Raw genomic sequence first — 22,936 nt, 5'->3', positions numbered from 1 at the left:
ATAATTGCAATGAAATAGTATAGTATAGAATAGTAAATTTTTTATAATTTAATTAACAACCAAAATTTAATAAACAATGATGAATAGAATGACAATTTTTTGTACGGTGTCATTGGTGTTGATGTTTAATTTTGCTCTTTCTCAAAATGTAAAAGGGAAAGTGACAGATGAGGATAATTTACCTTTACCAGGGGTGAATGTTCTTGTTGAAGGAGGAAACATTGGTACTGTGACAGACTTTGATGGGAATTATGAAGTCAAAGGAGTGAAATCAGAAGCCACTCTGATTTTTAGTTATATAGGTTTTGAAACAAAGAAAGTTGCAGTAGCAAGTAAAACAATTATTGATGTTGTTTTGAAATCTAGCAGCGAATCATTGAATGAAATTGTAATAGTAGGTGCTTCTGTTAAAAAGGGAGATCTTACCGGAGCTATTGTGAATGTAGATCAAAAAACACTTGAAGAACGTCCTGTAACTAGTATTAACGATGCTCTTCAAGGAAGGGCTGCGGGTGTTTTTATCCAGAATGATCCTTCTCCAGGCGGTAATGCCAGTATCAAAATTCGTGGAAATAATTCACTACAATATGGCGGAAATCCAATTTTTGTGGTTGATGGTATTATCATGGATGGAGATTTTAATTTAACTAATCTTAATGATGTGGCTTCTGTTAATATTCTAAAAGATGCCAGTGCGACTGCATTATACGGTTCTCGTGGAGCAAATGGGGTGGTAGTTGTTACTACCAAAAAAGGTTCTAAAGGAGAAGGTAGAATAACTTATAAAACTTGGGTTGGTATGAAAGATTTTACCAATGAAAACTTAACGTTGGGAGCTAAAGATATGTATCAGTTAAGGATTGATGCTTTAATGAATTCTCATGTAGCGGATGATTATTTTTCGCAGTATCCTAATGCTCCGAAAGAACAGTTTATAAATGAAGCATTGTTAGGGGAAAATTCTAATTGGTTTGCTGACTATGAAAAGGAAACTTATGCTCAGGGTAAAAATTATAATTGGTTAAAACAAGTGACCAGAAATGGGGTTGAACAGAATCATGCTTTAAGTTTTTCAGGAGGATCGGATAAAGGTTCTTATTATATGAGTTTAGGATATATTGATGATCAAGGTTTGATGAAAAATTCTTCAAACACAAGATATACAGGTAGAATTAATGCTGATAGTAAAATCAAACCTTGGTTGAAAGTTGGGACTAATACTTCTTATACAAAATCAATAAGTAAAGAGGTTGATGGGGATGTTTTTGAAGATGCTCGTCGAGCAAATCCATTATTGCCTATTGAAAGGTATAAAGATACTTTATATCTGGCATGGGGAAATAATTGGGATATTAATGCAGAAAATCCTTTGAATACACTTAAAATCAAAAAAGATCGATCAAGAAGTATGATTGCATCTTCTAATTATGCTGAAATAAATCCGTTGAAAGGACTAACTGCACGTACTACTTTTGCAATTAATTTTGTTGATCAGGAATATTATGAATATGTTCCTCGTGATATACAACAGGCAAAGAGAGGTTCTTATTTAGGAAGAGCTATACATAATTTAGATCATTCTAATTATTATCAATGGGATAACTCTATTACCTATGATACTAATTTTGGAAAAAGTAGTCTTAAAACACTTTTTTCAACAAGTTTAAGTAAGGATAATTTCAATTATACCAATGTATTAGCGAGAGATTTTCCGACAGATGATTTTAGCTATTATGATCTAGGAAGTGCGTTTGATAAAACTAATTTTAGTTTAGGCTCTGATTTTACAACCGCTACTTTAATGTCTTATTTGGGAAGATTGAATTATAGTTATGATGGGAAATATATGTTGACTTTAACAGGTCGTTATGATGGGTCTTCAAAATTTGCAGAAGGACACAAATGGGGGTTCTTTCCTTCAGTTGCCGTTTCTTGGGATGTAGCCAAAGAAGAGTTTATGAAAGATCAGCAGTTGTTTGATTTAATGAAATTAAGATTTGGTTACGGAAGTGTTGGTAATCAGAATATTCCTAATTATTCTTTTTACAGTTTGTATGAGCCAGTTTATTCGAATGGAAGTGTCTCTTTTAATTCTTCAGGGGTTAGGGGAACTCCTGCTCTTAACTGGGAAAAACAAAAACAACTTAATGTTGGTCTGGATTTACAACTTCTCAATAAGCGTTTAACGGTTAATGCTGAATATTTTAACATTGTCAATTCAGATTTGTTAATGAGAAGAACACTAAGTACGATTACCGGATATAATGCTGCTATCGAAAATATTGGAGAAATGACCAATAAAGGTTTTGAAGTTTCTGTTGCTGGTGATTTAATTGTTAATGATGATTTTAATTGGAATGTATCTGCTAATATTTCAGCTGATAAGAACAAGGTGACAAAATTATATGGCGATGTGGATGCTATATATAATTTTGGAGGATTTACCGGAACGGAAATTCAAAGAACAGGTAACTTTTTTCTGGGGAAATCTTTAAATTCAATTTATTCATATCAATTTGACAGAATTATTCAGGAAGAAGATATGGATTATGTAAACAGTTTACAACTTCCTGGGAAAACACTTCAACCAGGAGATATACTTCCAAAAGATCAACAAAAAGAAGGAGAAGAGGGTTATGGGATTATTGATGAAAATGACAGGGTGATTGTTGGAAAACAAGATCCTAAATTTTATGGAGGTTTTTCATCTCAATTTTCGTGGAAAGATTTATCCTTAAATGCAGTTTTTACTTATTCGTATGGAGCTACAAAAGTTAGTGGTTATTATGAAGGATTAATGAATAGTAATGGTTTTGGACCAGCTCATAAAGATATGTTAAACAGATGGACGCCAATTAATACTGATACTAATATTCCAAGAGTTACTTATGATAATGCACAGCGATTTGGTACCGGAGATACTTCATGGGGACTTCAGGATGCTTCTTATTTACGACTGTCAACAGTTACTTTGTCTTATAATATACCTAAATCCGTGTTAGAGAAAGCTGGTTTGTCTAATTTGAGGGTTTATGTTAGTGGTAACAATTTATACACTTGGACAAAATATAAAGGATATGATCCTGAAAATGGAGATTGGTATCCAACTGCAAAGATGATAGTGACTGGATTAGATATCAGTTTTTAATATTTAATGATAAATTTTTAAACTTAAGAAGATGAAAAAGATAAAAATCATAAAAATCACACAATCAATATACATACTTTTCTTACTGTTATTTGGATTTACATCCTGTTCAGACTTTTTAGATGAAACTCCAAAAACAAGTTTAACAGAAGAAGAAGTTTATGGAAAAGATGAAAACCTTGAATTATTAATATCAGGGTTATATACACAATGGAGAAATACACGTCAGGACAGAAGTGCTTTGTATTTTACTTTGGGAAGTGATGAAGGAAAACAAGGTGGTCAACAAATTCAGGAAAATAATACTCAGGCAGCTTTAGATAAATATAATGGAGCACTAAATGCTAGTAATAGTACTTTGGCAGGAGAGTGGAGTAAACGTTGGCCAGTAGTAAGTGCAGCAGCAAAGGCTGTATATTATGCTAAATCAGATGAACTTAAAGCGCAGGCAGCTTTTATTCGAGCATCTGTCTGCTTTGATTTGGTTATGTTGTGGGGAGAGATACCGATTATTGATTTGAAGAATATGAGAGAATCAAGACAACCATTACCTGATGTATATCAATTTATTATAGATGATTTAAAGTTTGCTTCAGAGCATTTGCCTCTAACTCAGCAAAATAAGAAAATACCAACAAAAGGTGCAGCTCAAGCCTTATTAGGAAAAGTTTATCTATATGCACCAGTAGAGTCAGGAGTTCGAAATTATGAAAATGCTGTTGCATATTTTGATATGGTCATTCCAAATTATTCCCTTTTACCTAATTATGCAGATTTGTTTAATACAACTTTGAATCAAAATTCAAGTGAATCGATATATGCATTTCAGTTTATTAATCAGTCGCCTGATAATAACATGGTTCAACATCATGCCGGTTCGAGAGCAGTAGCAGATCTTGATTCAAATACTTATTTTGGAGGTTATGATTTAGCACTTCCAACACAATATTATCATTCTGATGTTTGGGTAGGAGAGGATGGCGATACCAGAAAAACGGCAAGTATAAGATATGATTTTAAGTTGCCTGATGGCAGAGTACCTCAAATTACCTGGACCGGACAAAGTGATGAGTTAGAGCCTCATACTAAAAAATTTGAAGATATAAGAACGCAGGGGAAGCAGAATTTTTGGTATTGTGGAGGTTTAATTTATTACTTACGCTTGGCAGATATTTTATTGTGTAAAGCAGAATGTTTAAATGAATTAGGAAAAACGGCAGAGGCAGTTAATTTAGTTAATACAACAGTGAGGAAAAGAGCTTATGGAGGTACTTTGCCGGCAGGAAAAGAATGGTCTTCTAGTTTGTCTAAAGAAGAGTTTAGAGTGAAAATAATGGATGAGAGAATGCGGGAACTTGGTTTTGAAGGTTGGAGAAGAATGGATTTAATAAGGACAGGTAATTTTGTAAATTATATAAAGGAACGTAATCCTTGGGCTAAGGCATCAGGTACCATAGCTGAATTTCATAAATGGTTTCCAATACCAGAATCAGAAATTAAACAAAATGAGTCAATAAATGAAGAGGATCAAAATCCGGGATACTAGATTTGAGGTAATTCTCGACACTTTTTTATGAGTGTCGGGAATCCGTTTTAATTATTAAAAATAATGAATATGAAAAAAATAATTACTTTTTTTGGATTTATATTACTCATTCTTAGCAGTAATTTGAATGCGCAAACTTTTTATGAAGCGGAGGCTGGTACCTTATTTGGGATAGCCAGTATTCAGGATTGTAGTAACTGTTCAGGAGGGAAACAGGTAGGCGATTTAGGTTATGAGCGGTATTTTACTTATGATGTGACCGTTGCCCAGACAGGAATTTACAAATTAAAATTTGGTTATTCTACAGCTCAGGATCGTTCTATCTTTATTTCTGCTAATGAAGAATCTCCAACCCAAGTTGTTTGTAATAACGGAGAATGGAGTACTAAATCAGATCGTGAAATAGAAATAAAATTGGCTGCCGGTGTTAATAAAATAAAGTTTTATAACCCTAATGGATGGGCTCCTAATATCGATGGTTTTTCGCTGGAACTTCTACCTAATGTGGCAACTTATTATGAAGCCGAAACGGGTTCTACTCTGTATGGAGTTGCCACCGTTCAAGATTGTAGCAATTGTTCAGCAGGGAAACAAGTGAATGATTTAGGCTATGAGCGCTATATGACTTATGATGTTACAGTCCCGGAAACTGGATCTTATAACTTAAAATTGGTTTTCAATTCTGGTGATGCGAGATCTGTATCAATATCAGCAAATGATGGTAGTCCGGTAATGCTTACTTGTTGGTCAGCTGATTGGGGATTATATGCCAATCAGGATGTGACTGTAAATTTAGTTAGTGGAGTTAATACTTTAAAGTTTTACAATGATAATGGTTGGGCTCCTAATATTGATGCTTTTTCATTAAGGTTAAAAGAAAGAGATTCCAGTACTTATTATGAAGCTGAGAATGGTGTTTTATTTGGTGTTGCCAGTGCTCAGGATTGTGGTAACTGTTCAGGAGGAAAGCAGGTGGGAGACTTAGGATTTGAACGCTATTTTACTTATGATGTTACTGTTGTTCAGGCAGGAACTTACAAATTGAAATTTGGGTATTCTACAGCTCAGGATCGTTCTATTTTTATTGCTGCCAATAATGATGCTCCGGCACGACTTCTTTGTAATAATGGAGAGTGGAATACAAAATCAGATCGTGAAGTAGAGGTAAAATTGGCATCAGGTGTCAATAAGATAAAGTTTTATAATCCTAATGACTGGGCACCTAATATAGATGGATTTTCGCTGGAGCTTTTGCCTACTGCGGCAACTTATTATGAGGCAGAAACCGGTTCGACACTGGTTGGAGTTGCTACTATCCAAAATTGTACTAGTTGTTCCGGAGGAAAGCAAGTAGGCGATTTAGGTTATGACCGCTACATGACTTATGATGTTACTATTCCCGAAGCGGGAACTTATAACTTAAAAATGATTTTCAATTCAGGCGATCCACGAACTATGTTCGTTTCGGCAAATGGTGGAACTGCTGCCGAATTATCTTGTTGGTCAGGAAATTGGGATTCATACGCTAATCAGGATGTCAGTATAGATTTGATTGCAGGAGTTAATACTTTAAAGTTTTTTAATGATAGTGGTTGGGCACCTAATATTGATGCCTTTTCATTGAGATTGTCTTCAGGAGCTGTCGGAAGTTGTGCTAATTGTGATGTTTTTGAGTATGGAGATAACGGTACAATCGCATATAATACGACAACAGGTGTTATTAATGTCTATCAGGGTGATCAATTAATGATTAAAGATGCTTATTCGGAGTTGTCTAATAATTCCGGTGCAGTATATACATCTAAAGATTATACGCAAAGAACAATTAATAAAAGTACTTTCTCAGATAATATAGGAAGTGGAAATAAAGTAATTGTTAGTTTGACCGGTGGTACACATCCGCCAATGAAGCAAATTTTTTATGTTTATGATGGGAAACCTTATTTTTTAATGGATGTTTCAATTGAAGGAACTTCTTTAGAAAGTAATTATATGGCTCCTTTGGTTTCTTCAGAGGTTAATATTGATAAGACAGGAGATAACAGAGTGTTATTTGTTCCTTTTGATAACGATGCATTTGTACGATATCAATCTAAATCAATGTCTAGCACTGTAAGTAATATTAGTTCTGAGGTTACAGCGTTTTATGAAAATAACAGCAGAAACGGTTTCATTGTAGGTTCTGTTGAACATGATATATGGAAAACTGGCGTAGAAACAGAAGGTATTGGAAATAATTTGTCTAAATTCCGTATCTGGGGAGGTTATACAGCTTCTAATGTAACAAGAGATCAAATTGAACATGGAAAAATTAAAGGAAGTAGTGTAAAATCACCAAAAGTGTTCATAGGGTTTTATGACGATTGGCGTACTGGAATGGAAGATTATGCCGTGGCTACAAGCAAATCAGATACAAGATATATTGCACAATGGAATAAGGCTACCCCAATAGGATGGAATAGTTGGGGTGTTATTAAAGATAAATTAACTTTTGATAAAGCAATTGCGAATGCAGAATTTTTTGCAAATGAGATTCCAATGTTCAGAAGTGGAGATACTGCTTTTATCGATTTGGATTCATATTGGGATAACATGGTTTCCGGAGGATTGACAGGTGATTTTAGTAAGTTGAATGAATTTGTACAGTATTGCAAAGCGCATAATTTAAAAGCGGGAATTTATTGGACACCTTTTGTTGATTGGGGAGATTGGGATAGACAGATAGAAGGAAGCAGTCACCGCTATCCGGCAGCCTGGACTAAGGTTAATGGAAACGTTACAATTATTGATGGAGGTAGAGCTATGGACCCGACACATCCGGGAACTAAAGACAGAATTAATTTTGCCATTGATAAATTCAAGGCAAGTGGATTTGAAATGATTAAACTGGATTTTCTTGGGCACGCAGCTGTTGAAGCAGATCAATTTTATAATGCCAATGTAACCACAGGGATGCAGGCTTATAAAGAAGGTATGGAATATTTGTTGAACAGAATTGGTAATGATATGTTAGTATATGCGGCTATTTCACCTAATATGGCTACCGGTAGATATGCACATATGCGCAGAATTGCCTGTGATGCATGGGCAGATATAAATTCTTCAGAATACACACTAAACAGTAACACTTATGGATGGTGGCAATCTAAATTATATGATTATATTGATGGAGACCATATTGTTTTTACCGGAGTTACCGAAGGAGAAAATCGTGCCAGAATGGCATCAGGAATTGTAAATGGTTCTTTTGTTAACGGAGATGATTTTTCTGTAAGCGGTGCATGGGTTGATGCTGCAAAAAAACTTTTGCAAAACCAAAGTTTACTTGATTTAGTTAAGGTTGGTACTGCTTTTACACCTGTGGAAGGTAATTCTAACACCTCTGCAAGTGAATTATTTGTGAATGAAGTGAATGGTAAAAACTATCTAGTCGTATTAAATTATGGAAACGCAGCTAAAGCTTATCAAATTAACATAGAACGTCTTGGTTTAGTTAGTGGAGGTTACTGTGTAAGAGAATTGTTTACAGGAAGTCGTTTTACTTTAAAGGATGGATCTTTGGCAGTTAATCTTGGTGCTAAAGATGCAGCCATTTATGAGTTTAATCCCGGAGAAAATGCCTGTGTTTTTTCACTACCTGACAATTATAAAATATTATCCCGAAATGTAAGCTGTAATGGAAAATCGGATGGTTATATAAGTATTGAACTTAAAAACACAGATTATAAGTATATGGTTCAAATGTCTGAGGGTGATCCTATTGTTATACCTGCTGGTACTGGTTTTTATGAATTTAAAGATCTTACTTCGGGTACTTACAATATATGTTTTACAATAGACGGTATTGCAGATTACGAACAGTGTTTTGAAATCGATGTGACTCAACCGGAAACTATTGATGTAAGTTCAAAATTTGATAATAAATCAGGAGTGTTAAATTTAGAACTAAATGGTGCTGACCGATTTTATGTTAGTATTAATGGAGAAGAAAAGGTTTATGTAAAAGGTTCGTACGATATAGATTTACAAAGTGGTACTAACAGTGTAGCAGTTAGAGGAGATTTAGAGTGTCAGGGATCTTATTTTGAAAAAATATATGTTTCAGAAAGTTTAAGATTATATCCTAATCCTACATCAGATGTGGTTCAGATTTTTGTTAAAACAGAAAGTAAATCTGTGGACGTTCAGGTTTTTGACATTGGACAAAGATGTGTATTGCAAGAACAAGAGAAAGTAGAATCAAATGTTCTTAGTGTTGATTTGAGTGATTTACAAGCAGGTGTTTATCTGGTTAAAATTTCAGATGGAGACATTAATCAAACTTTTAAAGTAATCAAAAAATGAAAAATCAATTAAAATTAATTTTAGGGATGACTTTGTTTTTGGCTCTTTCATGTACCAAAGACGAAGTTCAGGATATTCTGCCTGAAGCTGTAACTTTAATTTCACCTTTAAAAGGGCAAAGTTGTGAAGAAGGTATAAACACTATTGGAGATAAAAGCAGAGTGTTTTTTGAATGGGAAAGAGCAGAAAATGCTCAAATATATGATATTGTAGTAACCGATTTAGAAACAGGTGAAAACTATATTACTTATAGAGATATTTATAAAACAAAAAAGGAATTGGAGTTGGTTCATAATCATGCTTATTCATGGTATGTGATATCCAGAAATTCTAAAGGAGAAAAAACAGCTGTGAGTCAAACTTGGAATTTCTTCTTTGTGGGTGAACCTCAGGAAAATTATGTACCGTTTCCTGCTACAATTTTGAGTCCTGAGTTTGGTGAAACGCTAGCTACGGGTACTGTTTCATTGGAATGGGAAGGTTCAGATCCAGATGGAGATGATTTAACTTATACTGTATATTTAGATAAGGTAGATGGAAAACAAACACCTAAAACTGAATATTCTAATTTGAGTGCATCTTCTTTAGATGTTCAGTTGGATGCGGGAACTTATTATTGGCGAATAAAATCTTCAGATGGAACCAGTAGTAGTTTTAGTCCTATATATACTCTTAATATACAATAAAAATGAGCAACTAAGCAATGAGAAATCATTGCTTAGTTGTTTTATTCAGTATCGAAACGATTAACAATAGCAAAATATTTTAATAATCATTTTTGTTTAAAGCGGAATTACAAAATTTATAATTATTGCTATACTATTATTTAACAACATAATGAAATTAAAGAAAAATATAATTGTTGCATTATCTTGTATGTTTACAAGTGTTCTTTTATATGCTCAACAAGCCATGCAAAGTATTAACACAGATTGGAGTTTTCATAAAGGCGATGTAGCAGCACCCAATAATTCAGGAGAAACAGACTGGGAAACGGTAAATATTCCGCATTGCTGGAACGTTGTAGATGTCATGGATGAAACACCGGGTTATTACAGAGGAATATGCTGGTACAAAAAAAAGATTACAGTTTCGTCCAATTGGAAAGGTAAAGATATTTTTATTGTTTTTGAAGGAGCCAATCAGGAAACTGAAGTTTTCATCAATGGGAAAAAAGCCGGTTCTCATGTAGGAGGTTATACGGCATTTAATTTTAATATTACCTCTTATTTGCAATCAGGAGACAACGAGATATGGGTTAAAGTGAGTAATGCACATAATGAAGACATTCCTCCGTTGAGTGCTGATTTTACTTATTATGGAGGGGTATACAGAGATGTATATCTTAAAGTGGTGAATCCTGTTCACTTTGAAATAGATCAATATACTTCTCCGGGAGTTTTTATCACCACACCAATCGTAACTGCCGAAAAAGCTTCGGTACATGTTAGAGGTCGTGTTTCGGGTTCTAACCAAAACACCCAATTGCAAGTGACAGTCTTAGACGCACAAGACGTATTGGTGCAACAAAATAAAGGGCAAATAAGCAAAACAGGCAATTTTGAAATTGATTTTAAGAATATTAAAAATCCAAAATTATGGTCCCCGGATTCACCTTATTTGTATAAAGTGGTGGCGACTTTAATTGATAAAAGCAGTCATGCAGAGTTGGATAAAACGGTTCAGCCTTTAGGATTTCGTTGGTTCAATTTTGATGCTACAACTGGTTTTACTTTAAATGGAAAACCTTTAAAATTGATGGGTGCCAGCCGACACCAGGATTATAAAGGCAAAGGAAACGCTTTGGAGGATGCTTTGCACAAAAAAGATATAGAACTTTTAAAAGAAATGGGGGGTAATTTTCTTAGAGTTGCCCATTATCCGCAGGATCCGGTAATTATGGAAACCTGTGACCGTCTTGGAATATTAACAGCCGTAGAAACTCCCGGAAATAATCGTGTAACCGAAACGGAAGTATTTGCCAAAAATTTTTTGGAGATGCAAAAAGAAATGATCCGCCAGAATTATAACCACCCGAGCGTCATTATGTGGGGATATATGAACGAAGTATTGATAGATCCAAGATATAATGATAATACTCCGCAACGGGAAAATTATTATACCTTCCTTAGAAATTTGGCACAAAAAACAGAAGACCTTAGCCGTCAGGAAGACCCAAATCGTTATACGGTAATCGCTTTTCATGGAGATTACGACCGCTATAAAAAAGTAGGACTGATTACTATTCCGAAAATTGCCGGGTGGAATTTGTACTACGGATGGTATGTAGGTGAGTTTTCAGGCTTTGATAATTATATAGATAGATTCCATAAAGACTATCCCAACATTCCAACATTGATAACCGAATACGGTGCAGGTTCAGAGCAAAACCTGCATGATTTTACCCCTGTTCGTTTCGATTTTTCCGAAGAGTACAATGTAGATTTTCATGCTGCTTATTTAAAGGCTATTCAGGATAGACCTTATATTTCGGGAGGAATTATGTGGAACTTAGTCGAATTTAACAATGAGTTCAGGGAAGATGTTGTGCCTCACATGAATAGCAAGGGGGTTTTAACCGACGACAGAAAACCCAAAGATGCGTATTGGTTTTATAAAGCCAATTTAACAACAATACCTTTTGTTAAAATTGCTTCCCAAAATTGGGTAAAAAGAGCACAACTAGCTGATGCAGCCAGCGAAATACAAGCGACACAGCCGGTAACTGTTTTTAGTAGTTCAAAAGAGGTTCAACTATTTTTGAATGGGAAAAAGCTAGGGACAAAACCTGTTAATTTAGGAATGGCTACTTTTCAGGTGACTTTCCAAAACGGAAAAAATTTGCTGTATGCCAAAGACGATACTACAGAGGATTTTTCAGCAATAGAATTTCAGGTAATACCAAATCAATTAAAATCCAAAGAAAATCCATTTACTGCTTTAAATGTCAGTTTGGGAGATCAAAGGATGTATTTAGATTCCGAAACCGGAATATCCTGGATTCCTGAAAAAGAATATACTTCAGGTAGTTGGGGATACGTTGGAGGAAAGGTTTTTAAAATGAATCCTTCCGAACCAAGGTATGGATCCAATAAAGGTATTTTGGGAACCGTAAACAATTCGCTCTATGAAACCCAGCGTGTTGGATTGGATGCGTTTAAAGCGGATGTACCAGATGGAGTTTATGATGTTACACTGCGTTTTGCTGAATTGCTGACAAAAGATCAATTAAAGAATTTAATCTATAATTTAGCAGCTGCAACTGGAAATGCACCATCATTTGCCAGAAGGGATTTTGATGTTTTAATTAACGGTAAATTATTGCTCGAAGGACTTTCAAATCAAAACTATCTTAAATCATTCCGGGCTTATGATGTAAAAACAAGACTAATGGTTTCTAATGGAGAAGGGATTACAATTAGTTTTAAAAACAATCAGGGAGAATCTGTAATTAATGCAGTACAGATAGAAAAAATCTATTAATAGTATCAACTTTGACAACTTTTAAAAAGTTGTCAAAGTTTTTTTCAAAGTTTTTCAAACTCAGGTTTTAAATATAATAGTTTAGTAAAGGGTGTGATTACAGATAAAAATATCTGAATTGTGTTTTTGTAATGAAATAAAACAAGATTAATTATTAAAATAAATGATTATGACTATTTTTTTGTCCGATTTTAAAAAGATTTTAATTGCTTTTGCTTTGCCGTTCATAATGTATGGGCAACATCAACTAAAGCAAAAAGAACTAAATTTAGTTTCAAAAGAAGGTAAAAACGAAATTATACTGTCGTTAAATCAAAAAGGCGAACTAGCTTACAAAGTAAAGCGAAATAATGCCATAGTTATTGGCGAATCTCCTTTGGGACTGGTTTGTGAGAATCAAAATTTTACGGAAGGTTTAGAAGTTGTTACTGTTTCGGATGTTAAGGAAAAAAGAGAAGTTTATTCCTTACAAGTTGGAAACAACAATAAAATCGATCATCTTTTTACTACTAAGAGTATTAGTTTTAAAAATAAAAATGGAGCTTTACTTATAGTCGATTTAAAAGCGGGCCAGGAAGGAGTTGCTTTTAGGTATCGATTACCTGATGAATCCGGAAAAATTCAGGTCGTAGAAAAAGAATTGACCGGTTTCCAAATTGAGAAAGGAGCTAAAGGCTGGTTGCAACCCTATAATAAAGCAGGAAAATATACGCCGGGATACGAAGATTTTTATCTTCATGTAACTGCGGGCGATTCTATTGAAAAAGCTAGAAATCCGTCTGTTGGTTGGTGTATGCCGGCACTTTTTAATGTAAATAATAAAAAAAATTGGGTGCTTATAGCCGAATCCGGAACGGATGGCAATTTTCCTGGATGTCATTTAGCAGCCGATTCTCATGGCGGACTTTACAGCATTGAATTTGCAAAACAGGATGAAAGATACACCCTTCCGATAGACGAAAATGCAGATGCCAAACCAAAGTATAAAACGCCATGGACAATGCCTTGGCGGGTAATTATTACTGGCAATCAGGCCGGCGATATTTTACTTTCGACTTTAATAACCGATTTGGCTCCTGCTTCTAAAATTGAAGATACTTCATGGATTGAACCAGGAAAGGCCGCATGGTCATGGTGGTCTCATCCTGATGATTTTTCGGCTAAAACGTATAATGATTTTACTGATCTTTCAGCTTCATTTGGATTTAATTATACTCTTTTTGATGCTGGTTGGGAAAAAGCTAACCAAGAGTCAGGAATCATTAAATATGCTGCTTCTAAGGGAATCAAGCCTTTAGTATGGGGATATTCATCAGCTTTTTTTGAACCAAAAGCTAGAAAAAAGAGATTCAGACAGCTGGTTGATATTGGGGTTAAAGGTGTTAAGATAGATTTTTGGTGTTCAGATAGGCAAGAGGTAATGGGAGCTTTACAGGGAGTTTTTGAGGATGCAGCTAAAGAGCATTTATTGGTAAACCTGCATGGAACGACTGTTCCCAGAGGTTGGCACAGAACCTGGCCTAACTTTATGACTGCCGAAGCTATATTAGGGACTGAAAGTTATTTTTATGAACCGAGATTTCCTGAAAAAGCGGCTGAGCAAAACACAGTATTACCTTTTACAAGAAATGTGGCGGGTCCTGCAGATTATACTCCTTTTGCACTAACAATGAGAACTTATCCCCGTTTAAATACAGCGATTCATGAGCTTGCCACTGCTATGACTCTAACATCAGGAATTATTCATTTTGCTGATTCAAAAGAAGTTTTTGATTCACTTCCTATTGAAGTTAAGAATCTATTAAAAGAAATGCCAGCTACCTGGGATAGAACGGAAAGTATTATCGCTAAACCAGGAGAGGCTATAGTGTTATATCGTCAAAATGGATCGCTTTCATATATTGTAGGGATAAACGGAACTAATGAAGAAATGCCGGTTTCAATTGACCTTAAAAAATATGGCAAGGGTTTTTCAAAATTCAGGATTATCTCCGAAGGAAAAGATCCGTTAATGGAATTTAAAATGCAATCATATCCCTTAATTTCAAACTGGAAATATAATTTAGTCCCTAAAGGAGGATTTATTATACAGTTTATAAAGTAGTTCAAGATTAGTTTAAAAAGAGAAGATGTATTGTTCATCATGTCCAAAGAATTGCAGTATAAAATTTCAGTGACTGATAACGGTCCAGGGGATTTCAAAAGAAAATCAGCATAAAATTTTTGAAATTTTCGAGGTACTGGATACTTATGATAAATTTGGTGAATCTGGAAACGGTATAGGCCTTGCAACAGTAAAAAAAAAAAAACTGGTATTGGCCTTAGGTGGTACAATTGAGGTGGAATCAGAAATTGGAAAATGGACAAAGTTTGTTTTTACTATGGAGAAATAATACACAAAGAGTGATGGATAATATGTTTTGTCTTGTTCTGAAATATCATTACTGGATTAATAAGACATTATTATACATAAACTGGGTAAGTAATTGCTCTATTTGGGCATCGATTACCGTATTTTTTCTTCATACTGGTTAATGGTTTAAATTAATAATATCTTTTTGAATTTTTCTTCCCTGTTTTATAAGTTAAAATTTAAGTCCTAACTCGAGTAATATGATAAAAATGTATTGCTATCTCACAGATACAAACCAACTTTATATCTTGTAATCAAGTTCATGAAATTGTTTTGAATGGTGATTAGAGCCAAATAATGATTTTAATTTATATTTGGTAAAAAAACATAAATGACTGTAAGTAAATTTATTTGGGTTAATATTATTTTTGGTTTTTTCTTTATGCCTTTTGTAGCTCATAATGCAAAAGCTCAATTTACACCTGGCATCCGTAATTTTTTATTGTCTGATTACGAGGGTGGTAATCATAACTGGGATGTGTCCCGAGCTAAGGACGGACGAGTTTATGTAGCAAATGATTATGGTTTATTAGAGTTTGATGGTATAAAATGGGATTTATTTGAGCTTCCCAATAAAACAGTAGTAAGATCTGTTTTAGCCCATAATGGTTTAGTTTACGGAGGGTCTCATTCAGAATTTGGTTATTGGAAGAAAGATAAAAGAGGGGTGTTTTCATATAAGTCATTAAGTAGTACTATTGAGGATCGAATATCTCATAATGAAGATATATGGCAAATTTTGTCATATAGAAAAGATATTGTTTTTCGCTCTTTTGAAAATATTTATATATACAAACCAAATGGTCAAATAATAAAAATATCACCAAAATCGGCAGTTATTTCATGTAGTGCGGTAAATGAAAAGATGTATGTTGCTACACTTAATCATGGGATTTTTGAATTGAGAAATGATAAATTAGAACAAAAGATTTATGATTTGAATTTAAGTAAATTTAAAATAGTATCTATTACTAATTATAAAAAAGGGCTATTAATTGTTACTTCAAAAGGAGGCTGTTTTACTTATATAGATAATGAATTAAGATTAGCAAATTTCAAAATAAATAGTTTTATTCAACAACATTTACTAAGTGATTTTACTAAGTTGAAAAATGGTCAAATGGTATTTGGAACCATAAAGGATGGTGTTTATGTAACTAATGTTGAAGGTGAAATTCTGTTTCATATTAATAAAGTAAACGGATTAAACAATAATACTGTATTAGGTCAAAGTATAGATGCTTATAATAAGCTGTGGTTGGGCTTAGATAATGGAATTGCTTATATTGATTTAGATCGTACTAATTATTTGTACAATGACATTTCGGGTAAATTAGGGGCTGTTTATGATGTTATTAGTTATAAAAATACTGTGTATATAGGAAGTAATACAGGTTTGTTTTATTTAAATAAAAATGATGAATTAAAATTTATAGAGGGTTCTCAGGGTCAGGTTTGGGATTTAAAAGAAATTGAAGGAGAATTGTTTTGCGGGCATAATGAAGGGACATTTATTGTTGATAATTTTAAATTAAAAAAGATATCAAATCATACAGGAGGATGGACTATTAAAAAAACACCTGAAACTCCGAATGTTTATATTCAAAGTACTTATATAGGTTTTGTTAAGTTTAAAAAGAAAAATAATGAATGGAATGCAAAGCATATAAGTAAAACATCATTGTCTCCAAAATTTAATACTATGCCAATTAAATATTTTGTATTTCAGGATAAGAATACGATTTGGGCGGCACAAGCTTATAAAGGACTTTATAGAGTTAAATTTGATGACAATTTTGATTCAATTATTGCGATTAAGGATTATGGGAAAAAATTTTTGAAATCAGATTATAACGTAAGGGTTTACAAAATAAAAAATGAAATTTGTTTCAAAACAAATGGAGGTTGGTATAAATATGAAGCTTTCCTTGATAGTATCGTACCACATAAATTTCTTAATGAAAAAGTAGGAAAAAAATCAAATATTATATCTGATGATAATTTAGATTTTTTAGTCTATATGACAGATGAAAAAGTTATAAATTTTAGTGGTTTTTCAAATGAATATGATACCTTTTCACTGAAAAGAAATTTTTATGAAAACAGACTAATTGTAGGTAATGAAAGAATTTCTAAAATATCTAACTCTATATATGCCCTTAATCTTTATGATGGTTTTATGCTAATCAATAGAGACTACGATTATACAAATTTGCCCCTGCAAAGTCCAGTTCTTGATAGAGTTGAAATTAATAATAAATCGAAAGTGATTGCTGTAGATCAGGAGATTGAGGCGGCCTATAATGAAAGTGTTGTTATTTACGTTTCATCACCAAAATCAGAGAATCATTATTTCGAATATAGAATTCAAAATTTTACCCCTAATAGATGGATTAAATTAAGAGCAAATAAATTAGAGTTGTCAAATTTAAAAGACGGAGATTATCACATTGAGTTAAGAACGGTTAATTCTTTGGGGAAAATTTCAAAGTTGCGAAAGCTTACCGTAAGTATAATGCCTCCTTGGTACAAAAGCTATAAAGGGGGGAGCTTGTATTTTGTATTATTAATGTGTTTTTTAGCTTTTATGTATTCTTTGTACAAAAAGAAGATGTTTAATGAGCAAAGACGTTTAAAATTAGAGCTTGAACGGAAGCAAAGAGAATTATTACGAGAGAAGACTATTGAAAATGAGAAAAGAATTATTCAATTAAAAAACGAAGCATTAAAAAACGAATTAAATCTAAAAAGTAAGCAATTAGCTAATACAGCAATGGCTTTAGTGAAGAAAAATGAATCAATTTTGGATATTAAGAATGAATTGATAAACGCAAAAAATGCTTTTGAAGATACTTACATATTTCGAAAGCTTATGAAAAAAATGGACAGTTCTATTGAGCAAAAAGATGAATGGGAAGTTTTTGAATATAATTTCAATCAGGTACATGAAGTGTTTTTTGATAAATTAAAAGCTCAATTTCCAAATTTAAAACCCAAAGACCTAAAGATGTGTGCCTACATCAAAATGAATTTAAGTAATAAAGAAATTGCACCACTAATGAATATCTCAGTAAGAGGGGTTGAAACTATTAGATATAGATTAAAAAGCAAACTAAATTTAGAAAATGAAATTTCTTTAAGTGATTTTTTGATAAATTTTAACTAGTATTCCTTTTTGTTAAGAAGAATTTAAGTTAATTTACTACTTCATTACTACGTCAATTTGTTTATGATGTATTAGAAAAAGGCTGTTTTAACGGGTTTGGAGTACGTCAATATTCGATTTTTTATGAAATATTAAAAGTTGACGTATTTTTTACGTACTCAAATTTTTGGTAAGTATTATTAGGTGGGGGTAAATTGCACATACTATTAATTAACCAAAAGTTATATGAAAACAAAAATTCTATTATTGTTATTTCTATTATCTTTTAGTGGATATTCTCAAAAATTAAATATTTCTGGAATTGTCACTAGCTCAGAAGATAATATGCCCTTACCAGGGGTTAATGTTATTATTAAAGGAACTTCCAGTGGAGTAAATACCGATTTTGACGGTAAATATTCAATCGCTGTTTCTAAAGGAGAAGTCCTTGAATTTAGTTTTATAGGATATAAAACTTCAACGGTTACCATTACTAATCAAACTATCATTAAAATGTCATTAGAAAGTGACGTGTCCTCATTAGATGAAGTTGTAGTAGTAGGGTATGGTTCACAAAAGAAAGCTGATTTGACAAGTGCTATCACTACAATTGAGCCTGAAGCGATTGCTAAAACGCCGGCTGCTCAAATTGTTCAAGGGTTTCAAGGTCAGGTTGCCGGAGTACAGGTAAGTAGTTCTGGAAGTCCGGGAGAAACCCCACAAATAAACATTAGAGGTCTTAACTCTCTTTATGGTAATTCAGCGCCTTTATTTGTTGTTGACGGTATGTTCTACAGTAACATTGACTTCCTTAATGCCTCTGAAATTAAAGATATTTCTATTCTTAAAGATGCTTCTGCCTCTGCTATTTATGGGGTTAGAGCAGCAAATGGAGTGGTGTTAATCACCACTAAAGGAGGAGGTTATAATAAAAAGACTGATATTGAATATTCAACATATTATGGTATTCAACGTGCGTCTAATGTATTAAAGATGGCTAATACCGAGCAGTTTACAACCTTTGCTTTAGAATCGGGATCTGCCTCAGAAATTGCAAGTATTGATCAGGCTATGCAACGTTTTGGACGTAGTAGAGTGAACCCTAATGTACCAAATGTTAATACTGACTGGTATAAAGAGGTTCTAAAAGAAGCTCCTATTACAAATCATGATCTTCAAATTAATGGAGGGTCAGAGAAGGTAGCCTATTCTGTAGGAGGAAATTTCTTTTCTCAAGAAGGTATTTTAAATATGAAAAATAGTTATCAACGTTTTAATTTAAGAGCAAGAGTTGATGCCAAAGTTAGAGATTGGGTAACTGTTGGGGGTAATATGCTTTTTAGTAATTCGACAAAGTATAACGACGAAGCATCGGCATGGCAATTAGCCTATTATGCCGTACCGATATTACCTGTTTTTGATTCTAATTTTACAAATGCAGATCCATTACCATATGCTGATGCAAGAGAAATTGGTTATAGAGATAGTCAAAATCCTTTTCCTTTATTAGATAATTCCAATCTAAGAAGTGAAAAGAGAAGAACAACAGCTAATTTTTATGCAGATTTCAAATTATTGCCGGAGCATTTGAGTTTTAAAACAAGTTTGGCATATAATTACGAGGCTGTCAATGGTAGATCGGTATTGTTGCCTTATTACGTTTCGGATAATTTTCAGCGTACTATTAATCAGTCTTCAATATCATTATCTAATTCAGTAAATGAAGATTATTTATGGGATAACGTGTTAACCTACACAAATCAGTTTGGAGATCATGATGTTACTGCTATTGCCGGGATGTCTTTTAGAGATAATTATGGTAGAAATTTCGAAACCAGTGGAAATTTCGATTCGGAATCTCCAGCATTTGTTCGTAATAATGAAAAAACATGGTATTTAAGTAATACTTCTATTGATAGTAGAACATCTTCCGATGGTGGTTTTAGAAATTATGGTTTTTCTTATTTTGGAAGGTTGGCATATAAATACAAAGACAGATATCTTGCCTATGCTACTTTTAGAACAGAAGGAAGTAACAAATACGACCAAACCTATGTCAATTTACCTGCATTTGGTTTAGGTTGGGTTATTTCAGAGGAATCTTTTATGAAGGATGTTGATTTTATTAACTTTTTTAAATTAAGAGCAGGTTGGGGGAGATTAGCTAATGATGCTGTGCCGGCAAGTATTCCTCAAAGTGCAGAAACTACTTCAACAGTATTTGGTGATGTTCTAACTACAGGTTTTCAATTCACTTTAGCCTCTGATAATTTAGATTGGGAGTTTACCGAGGAGAAAAATTTTGGATTAAGCTCAAAATTATTTGATAATAGATTATCATTGGAAGCTGATTATTTTGTAAAAGATACTAAGAACTTAGCCATTGCTGTATTCCCTTTAGTAGGGACTGAAGTTAGCTTCCAGAATGTAGGTAGTGTTCGTAATAAAGGTATTGAGATTGAGGCTTCGTGGAATGGAAAGATTTCAAAAGATTTCAATTATACACTATCAGGTAACTTTAGTACTATAGATAATAAAATTACAGATTTGGCCGGACAGCCTTATATAGATCGTGGAAGTGCAGAGTTCAGACAGCGCTTGGTCGTAGGACAACCAATTAATGTTTTTTATGGATGGGATATTGAAAAAGTTTATCAAAACGATGCTGAAATCGCTGCTGATCCAGTCGCTCAGTCTGCTATTAATGAAGGAACAGTTATTAAGCCAGGTTACTTTAAGTATAAAAATTTAGATGATAGTGATGATGTTTTAGATGCGAAAGACAGAAAGTATTTAGGGTCACCTATCCCTACTTACTATTACGGGGGAAGTATCGGGGTAAATTATAAAAACTGGGGACTTTCCACTGCATTTTATGGTCAGGGTGGAAATGTCATTCTTAACCGAAACCGTGCGGAGGTTATTAGAACACAAGGAAGAAATGTTGATGCTCAACTTGCTGTAAACAGATGGCATGGTGAAGGAACAACAAATACATTCCCTTCCTCAGAAGGTTACAGACAATTATGGAACCAACGTATGTCTAAATTCTGGTTGCAGGATGGCGATTTCTTTAGAGTTCAAAATATACAATTAACCTATACAATTACAGACAAGAGATTACCAGAAATGCGTTTTTCGTTAACAGCAGATCGTCCTTTCCTTTTTGCAAAGAGCTTTAACGGATTTAACCCAGAAGTTGGTTTTGATGGTGTAGACTTACAAACATACCCAACTCCATCAGTAGTTTCATTAGGAGTAAATGTAAAACTTTAAAAAAAAGAATTATGAAAAGATTATATATAGTAAAATCAATGCTAATGGTTCTGACAATGTTTTCGCTAACAAACTGTAGTGACCAGTTGGATGAAGAACAAGAATTAGTAGTAGTACAAGACGATCTGGATTATTCCAGTCAAGAAGCTGCATTAGGAGCACTTATCGGGGCTTACCAAAAGTTTCAGGACGTAGGTTGGGAGCAAATTCCATTATTAGCTGTACGTGGAGATGATGTTAACGCTGGAGGAAAAGGAGATCAACAAGGATTTGCAGATACTGATAATTATATTTACGATAGTAATTTTTGGATGTACAATAGCCTTTGGCAAACTTGGTTTCAGGATGTATTGCAAATAACAGCTCAAATGGAGCAGTTACAAGCCTTTAAAGCTGGTGGTGTAAAAGCAGAATTGGTTGATCAGTATATAGCTGAATGTAGAGTATTGCGTGGATTTATAACTTTGGAGTTATCTCATGTTTTTGGAGACGTATATAAAATTGAAAGTACCGATCAAACACAGATTAAAGTATTGCCAAAGAATGAATTGATGCAATGGATTTCAGATGAAATGGATTTAGCGATTCCACATTTGGTAGATATGCATCCAAATAAAAGAACAGATTTGCGCGGTGGAGTAACTAAATATACTGGATTAACCGTAAAAGCAATGGCAAATCTTGATAATGAGAATTATCAGGCTGTGGCTGATGCTGCCGGAGAAATCATCAAATCAAACAAGTTTAAACTGTCTAATGACTTTTATAATTTGTTTAAAATTCCTGGAAAATTGGATGATGAGAATATCTTGGAAATTCAATATTCTGATTTTGGACAAGGTTCAGGTCTTAATATCTCACACCTATATGCATTTTATGGTCCACAATCCTGGACACCGGCAGTTGCAGGAGCAGGTGCTGGATGGGGCTTTTATGAACCTAGTAAAAAATATATTAAGTTTATGCTAGACCGTAATGAGACTATTCGCTTAGAAACCAGTGTATTGTTTACCGATAGGGGAATTAACGAATTAAAAAGTGAAGGTTATACGAATTTGCCAGCTTTTGTAAAAAATACTACAAGAAGTGGAGACGTAATTAAAGATTATTCCCGAGCATTATTTGCCAGTGGGAAACATTATTTACCTTCAAACCAATTGACTCCTGGTAGAACTTCTTACGGTACAAATAAAAATTATACAGTAATCCGTTATGCCGAAGTTTTGTTAATGTATGCCGAAGCTTTAACAAGAGGAGCTACCGGTACTGCAGGAACTGCAGTTGAAGCTGTAAATAAAGTTAGAGAAAGAGCAAACCTTAATGCATTATCTAGTGTAACCAATGAAGATGTATTGGATGAGAAATTTGCTGAATTAGCCATGGAATGGGGAATCCGATACAACGATATGATTCGTTTAAAGAAAACAAATGAGTTAAGTTACGATGGTAGAACATTTGATATGAATAAGGCATATTTGCCTTATCCTCAAGCTCAATTGGATCAAAGCTATATCCTTAATGCTTATTACCAAAACAAAAAATAATTAAGATTATGAAAAATATTTTTAAAAACTTTGGTTT

10 protein-coding genes are annotated in these 22,936 nt (G+C 33.6%); all 10 read left to right on the top strand.

What is annotated here, in order from left to right:
• The first annotated feature begins 76 nt into the window (after positions 1–76).
• The gene (locus H599_RS0115260) at positions 77–3,148 is read left to right on the top strand and encodes a SusC/RagA family TonB-linked outer membrane protein (protein ID WP_211253757.1); all 3,072 of its coding nucleotides are present in this window, start codon (positions 77–79) and stop codon (positions 3,146–3,148) included.
• 31 nt (positions 3,149–3,179) lie between these two features.
• The gene (locus H599_RS0115255; RefSeq protein ID WP_026714917.1) at positions 3,180–4,694 is read left to right on the top strand and encodes a RagB/SusD family nutrient uptake outer membrane protein; all 1,515 of its coding nucleotides are present in this window, start codon (positions 3,180–3,182) and stop codon (positions 4,692–4,694) included.
• 69 nt (positions 4,695–4,763) lie between these two features.
• On the top strand, positions 4,764–9,038 hold the full coding sequence (locus H599_RS20395) for a T9SS type A sorting domain-containing protein (protein WP_051590767.1): 4,275 nt from the start codon (positions 4,764–4,766) through the stop codon (positions 9,036–9,038).
• Positions 9,035–9,724, top strand: a complete 690-nt coding sequence (locus tag H599_RS0115245) for a hypothetical protein (protein ID WP_026714916.1) — start codon at positions 9,035–9,037, stop codon at positions 9,722–9,724. The genes H599_RS20395 and H599_RS0115245 overlap by 4 nt, the downstream gene beginning before the upstream one ends.
• Before the next feature lie 151 nt (positions 9,725–9,875).
• On the top strand, positions 9,876–12,521 hold the full coding sequence (locus tag H599_RS0115240; RefSeq protein WP_051590766.1) for a glycoside hydrolase family 2 TIM barrel-domain containing protein: 2,646 nt from the start codon (positions 9,876–9,878) through the stop codon (positions 12,519–12,521).
• A gap of 169 nt (positions 12,522–12,690) precedes the next feature.
• Positions 12,691–14,625 (top strand): glycoside hydrolase family 97 protein, encoded by a 1,935-nt coding sequence (locus H599_RS0115235; RefSeq protein ID WP_035141760.1) that lies wholly within the window; start codon positions 12,691–12,693, stop codon positions 14,623–14,625.
• A gap of 73 nt (positions 14,626–14,698) precedes the next feature.
• Entirely contained in the window at positions 14,699–14,914 is a 216-nt protein-coding gene (locus tag H599_RS21430; RefSeq protein WP_081810586.1) for an ATP-binding protein, read from the top strand.
• Between the two features lie 351 nt (positions 14,915–15,265).
• Complete coding sequence (locus H599_RS0115230) at positions 15,266–18,100, top strand: helix-turn-helix and ligand-binding sensor domain-containing protein (RefSeq protein ID WP_026714913.1); 2,835 nt, start codon at positions 15,266–15,268, stop codon at positions 18,098–18,100.
• 225 nt (positions 18,101–18,325) lie between these two features.
• Positions 18,326–21,355, top strand: a complete 3,030-nt coding sequence (locus H599_RS0115225; protein WP_026714912.1) for a SusC/RagA family TonB-linked outer membrane protein — start codon at positions 18,326–18,328, stop codon at positions 21,353–21,355.
• 11 nt (positions 21,356–21,366) lie between these two features.
• A complete protein-coding gene (locus tag H599_RS0115220; protein WP_035141746.1) occupies positions 21,367–22,899 on the top strand; it encodes a RagB/SusD family nutrient uptake outer membrane protein in 1,533 nt (510 codons plus the stop codon).
• Positions 22,900–22,936 lie beyond the last annotated feature (37 nt).

The organism is Flavobacterium daejeonense DSM 17708 (assembly GCF_000425425.1).
Taxonomy (GTDB): Bacteria; Bacteroidota; Bacteroidia; order Flavobacteriales; family Flavobacteriaceae; genus Flavobacterium; species Flavobacterium daejeonense.
The sequence above is the reverse complement of the archived record's forward strand: the minus strand, read 5'-3'. Positions and strand labels throughout refer to the sequence as shown.

What these genes read in the sequence shown, in the direction of transcription:
- H599_RS0115260 (WP_211253757.1), top strand. Translation starts at nt 77, where the DNA reads ATGATGAATAGAATGACAATTTTTTGTACGGTGTCATTGGTGTTGATG.
- H599_RS0115255 (WP_026714917.1), top strand. Translation starts at nt 3,180, where the DNA reads ATGAAAAAGATAAAAATCATAAAAATCACACAATCAATATACATACTT.
- H599_RS20395 (WP_051590767.1), top strand. Translation starts at nt 4,764, where the DNA reads ATGAAAAAAATAATTACTTTTTTTGGATTTATATTACTCATTCTTAGC.
- H599_RS0115245 (WP_026714916.1), top strand. Translation starts at nt 9,035, where the DNA reads ATGAAAAATCAATTAAAATTAATTTTAGGGATGACTTTGTTTTTGGCT.
- H599_RS0115240 (WP_051590766.1), top strand. Translation starts at nt 9,876, where the DNA reads ATGAAATTAAAGAAAAATATAATTGTTGCATTATCTTGTATGTTTACA.
- H599_RS0115235 (WP_035141760.1), top strand. Translation starts at nt 12,691, where the DNA reads ATGACTATTTTTTTGTCCGATTTTAAAAAGATTTTAATTGCTTTTGCT.
- H599_RS0115230 (WP_026714913.1), top strand. Translation starts at nt 15,266, where the DNA reads ATGACTGTAAGTAAATTTATTTGGGTTAATATTATTTTTGGTTTTTTC.
- H599_RS0115225 (WP_026714912.1), top strand. Translation starts at nt 18,326, where the DNA reads ATGAAAACAAAAATTCTATTATTGTTATTTCTATTATCTTTTAGTGGA.
- H599_RS0115220 (WP_035141746.1), top strand. Translation starts at nt 21,367, where the DNA reads ATGAAAAGATTATATATAGTAAAATCAATGCTAATGGTTCTGACAATG.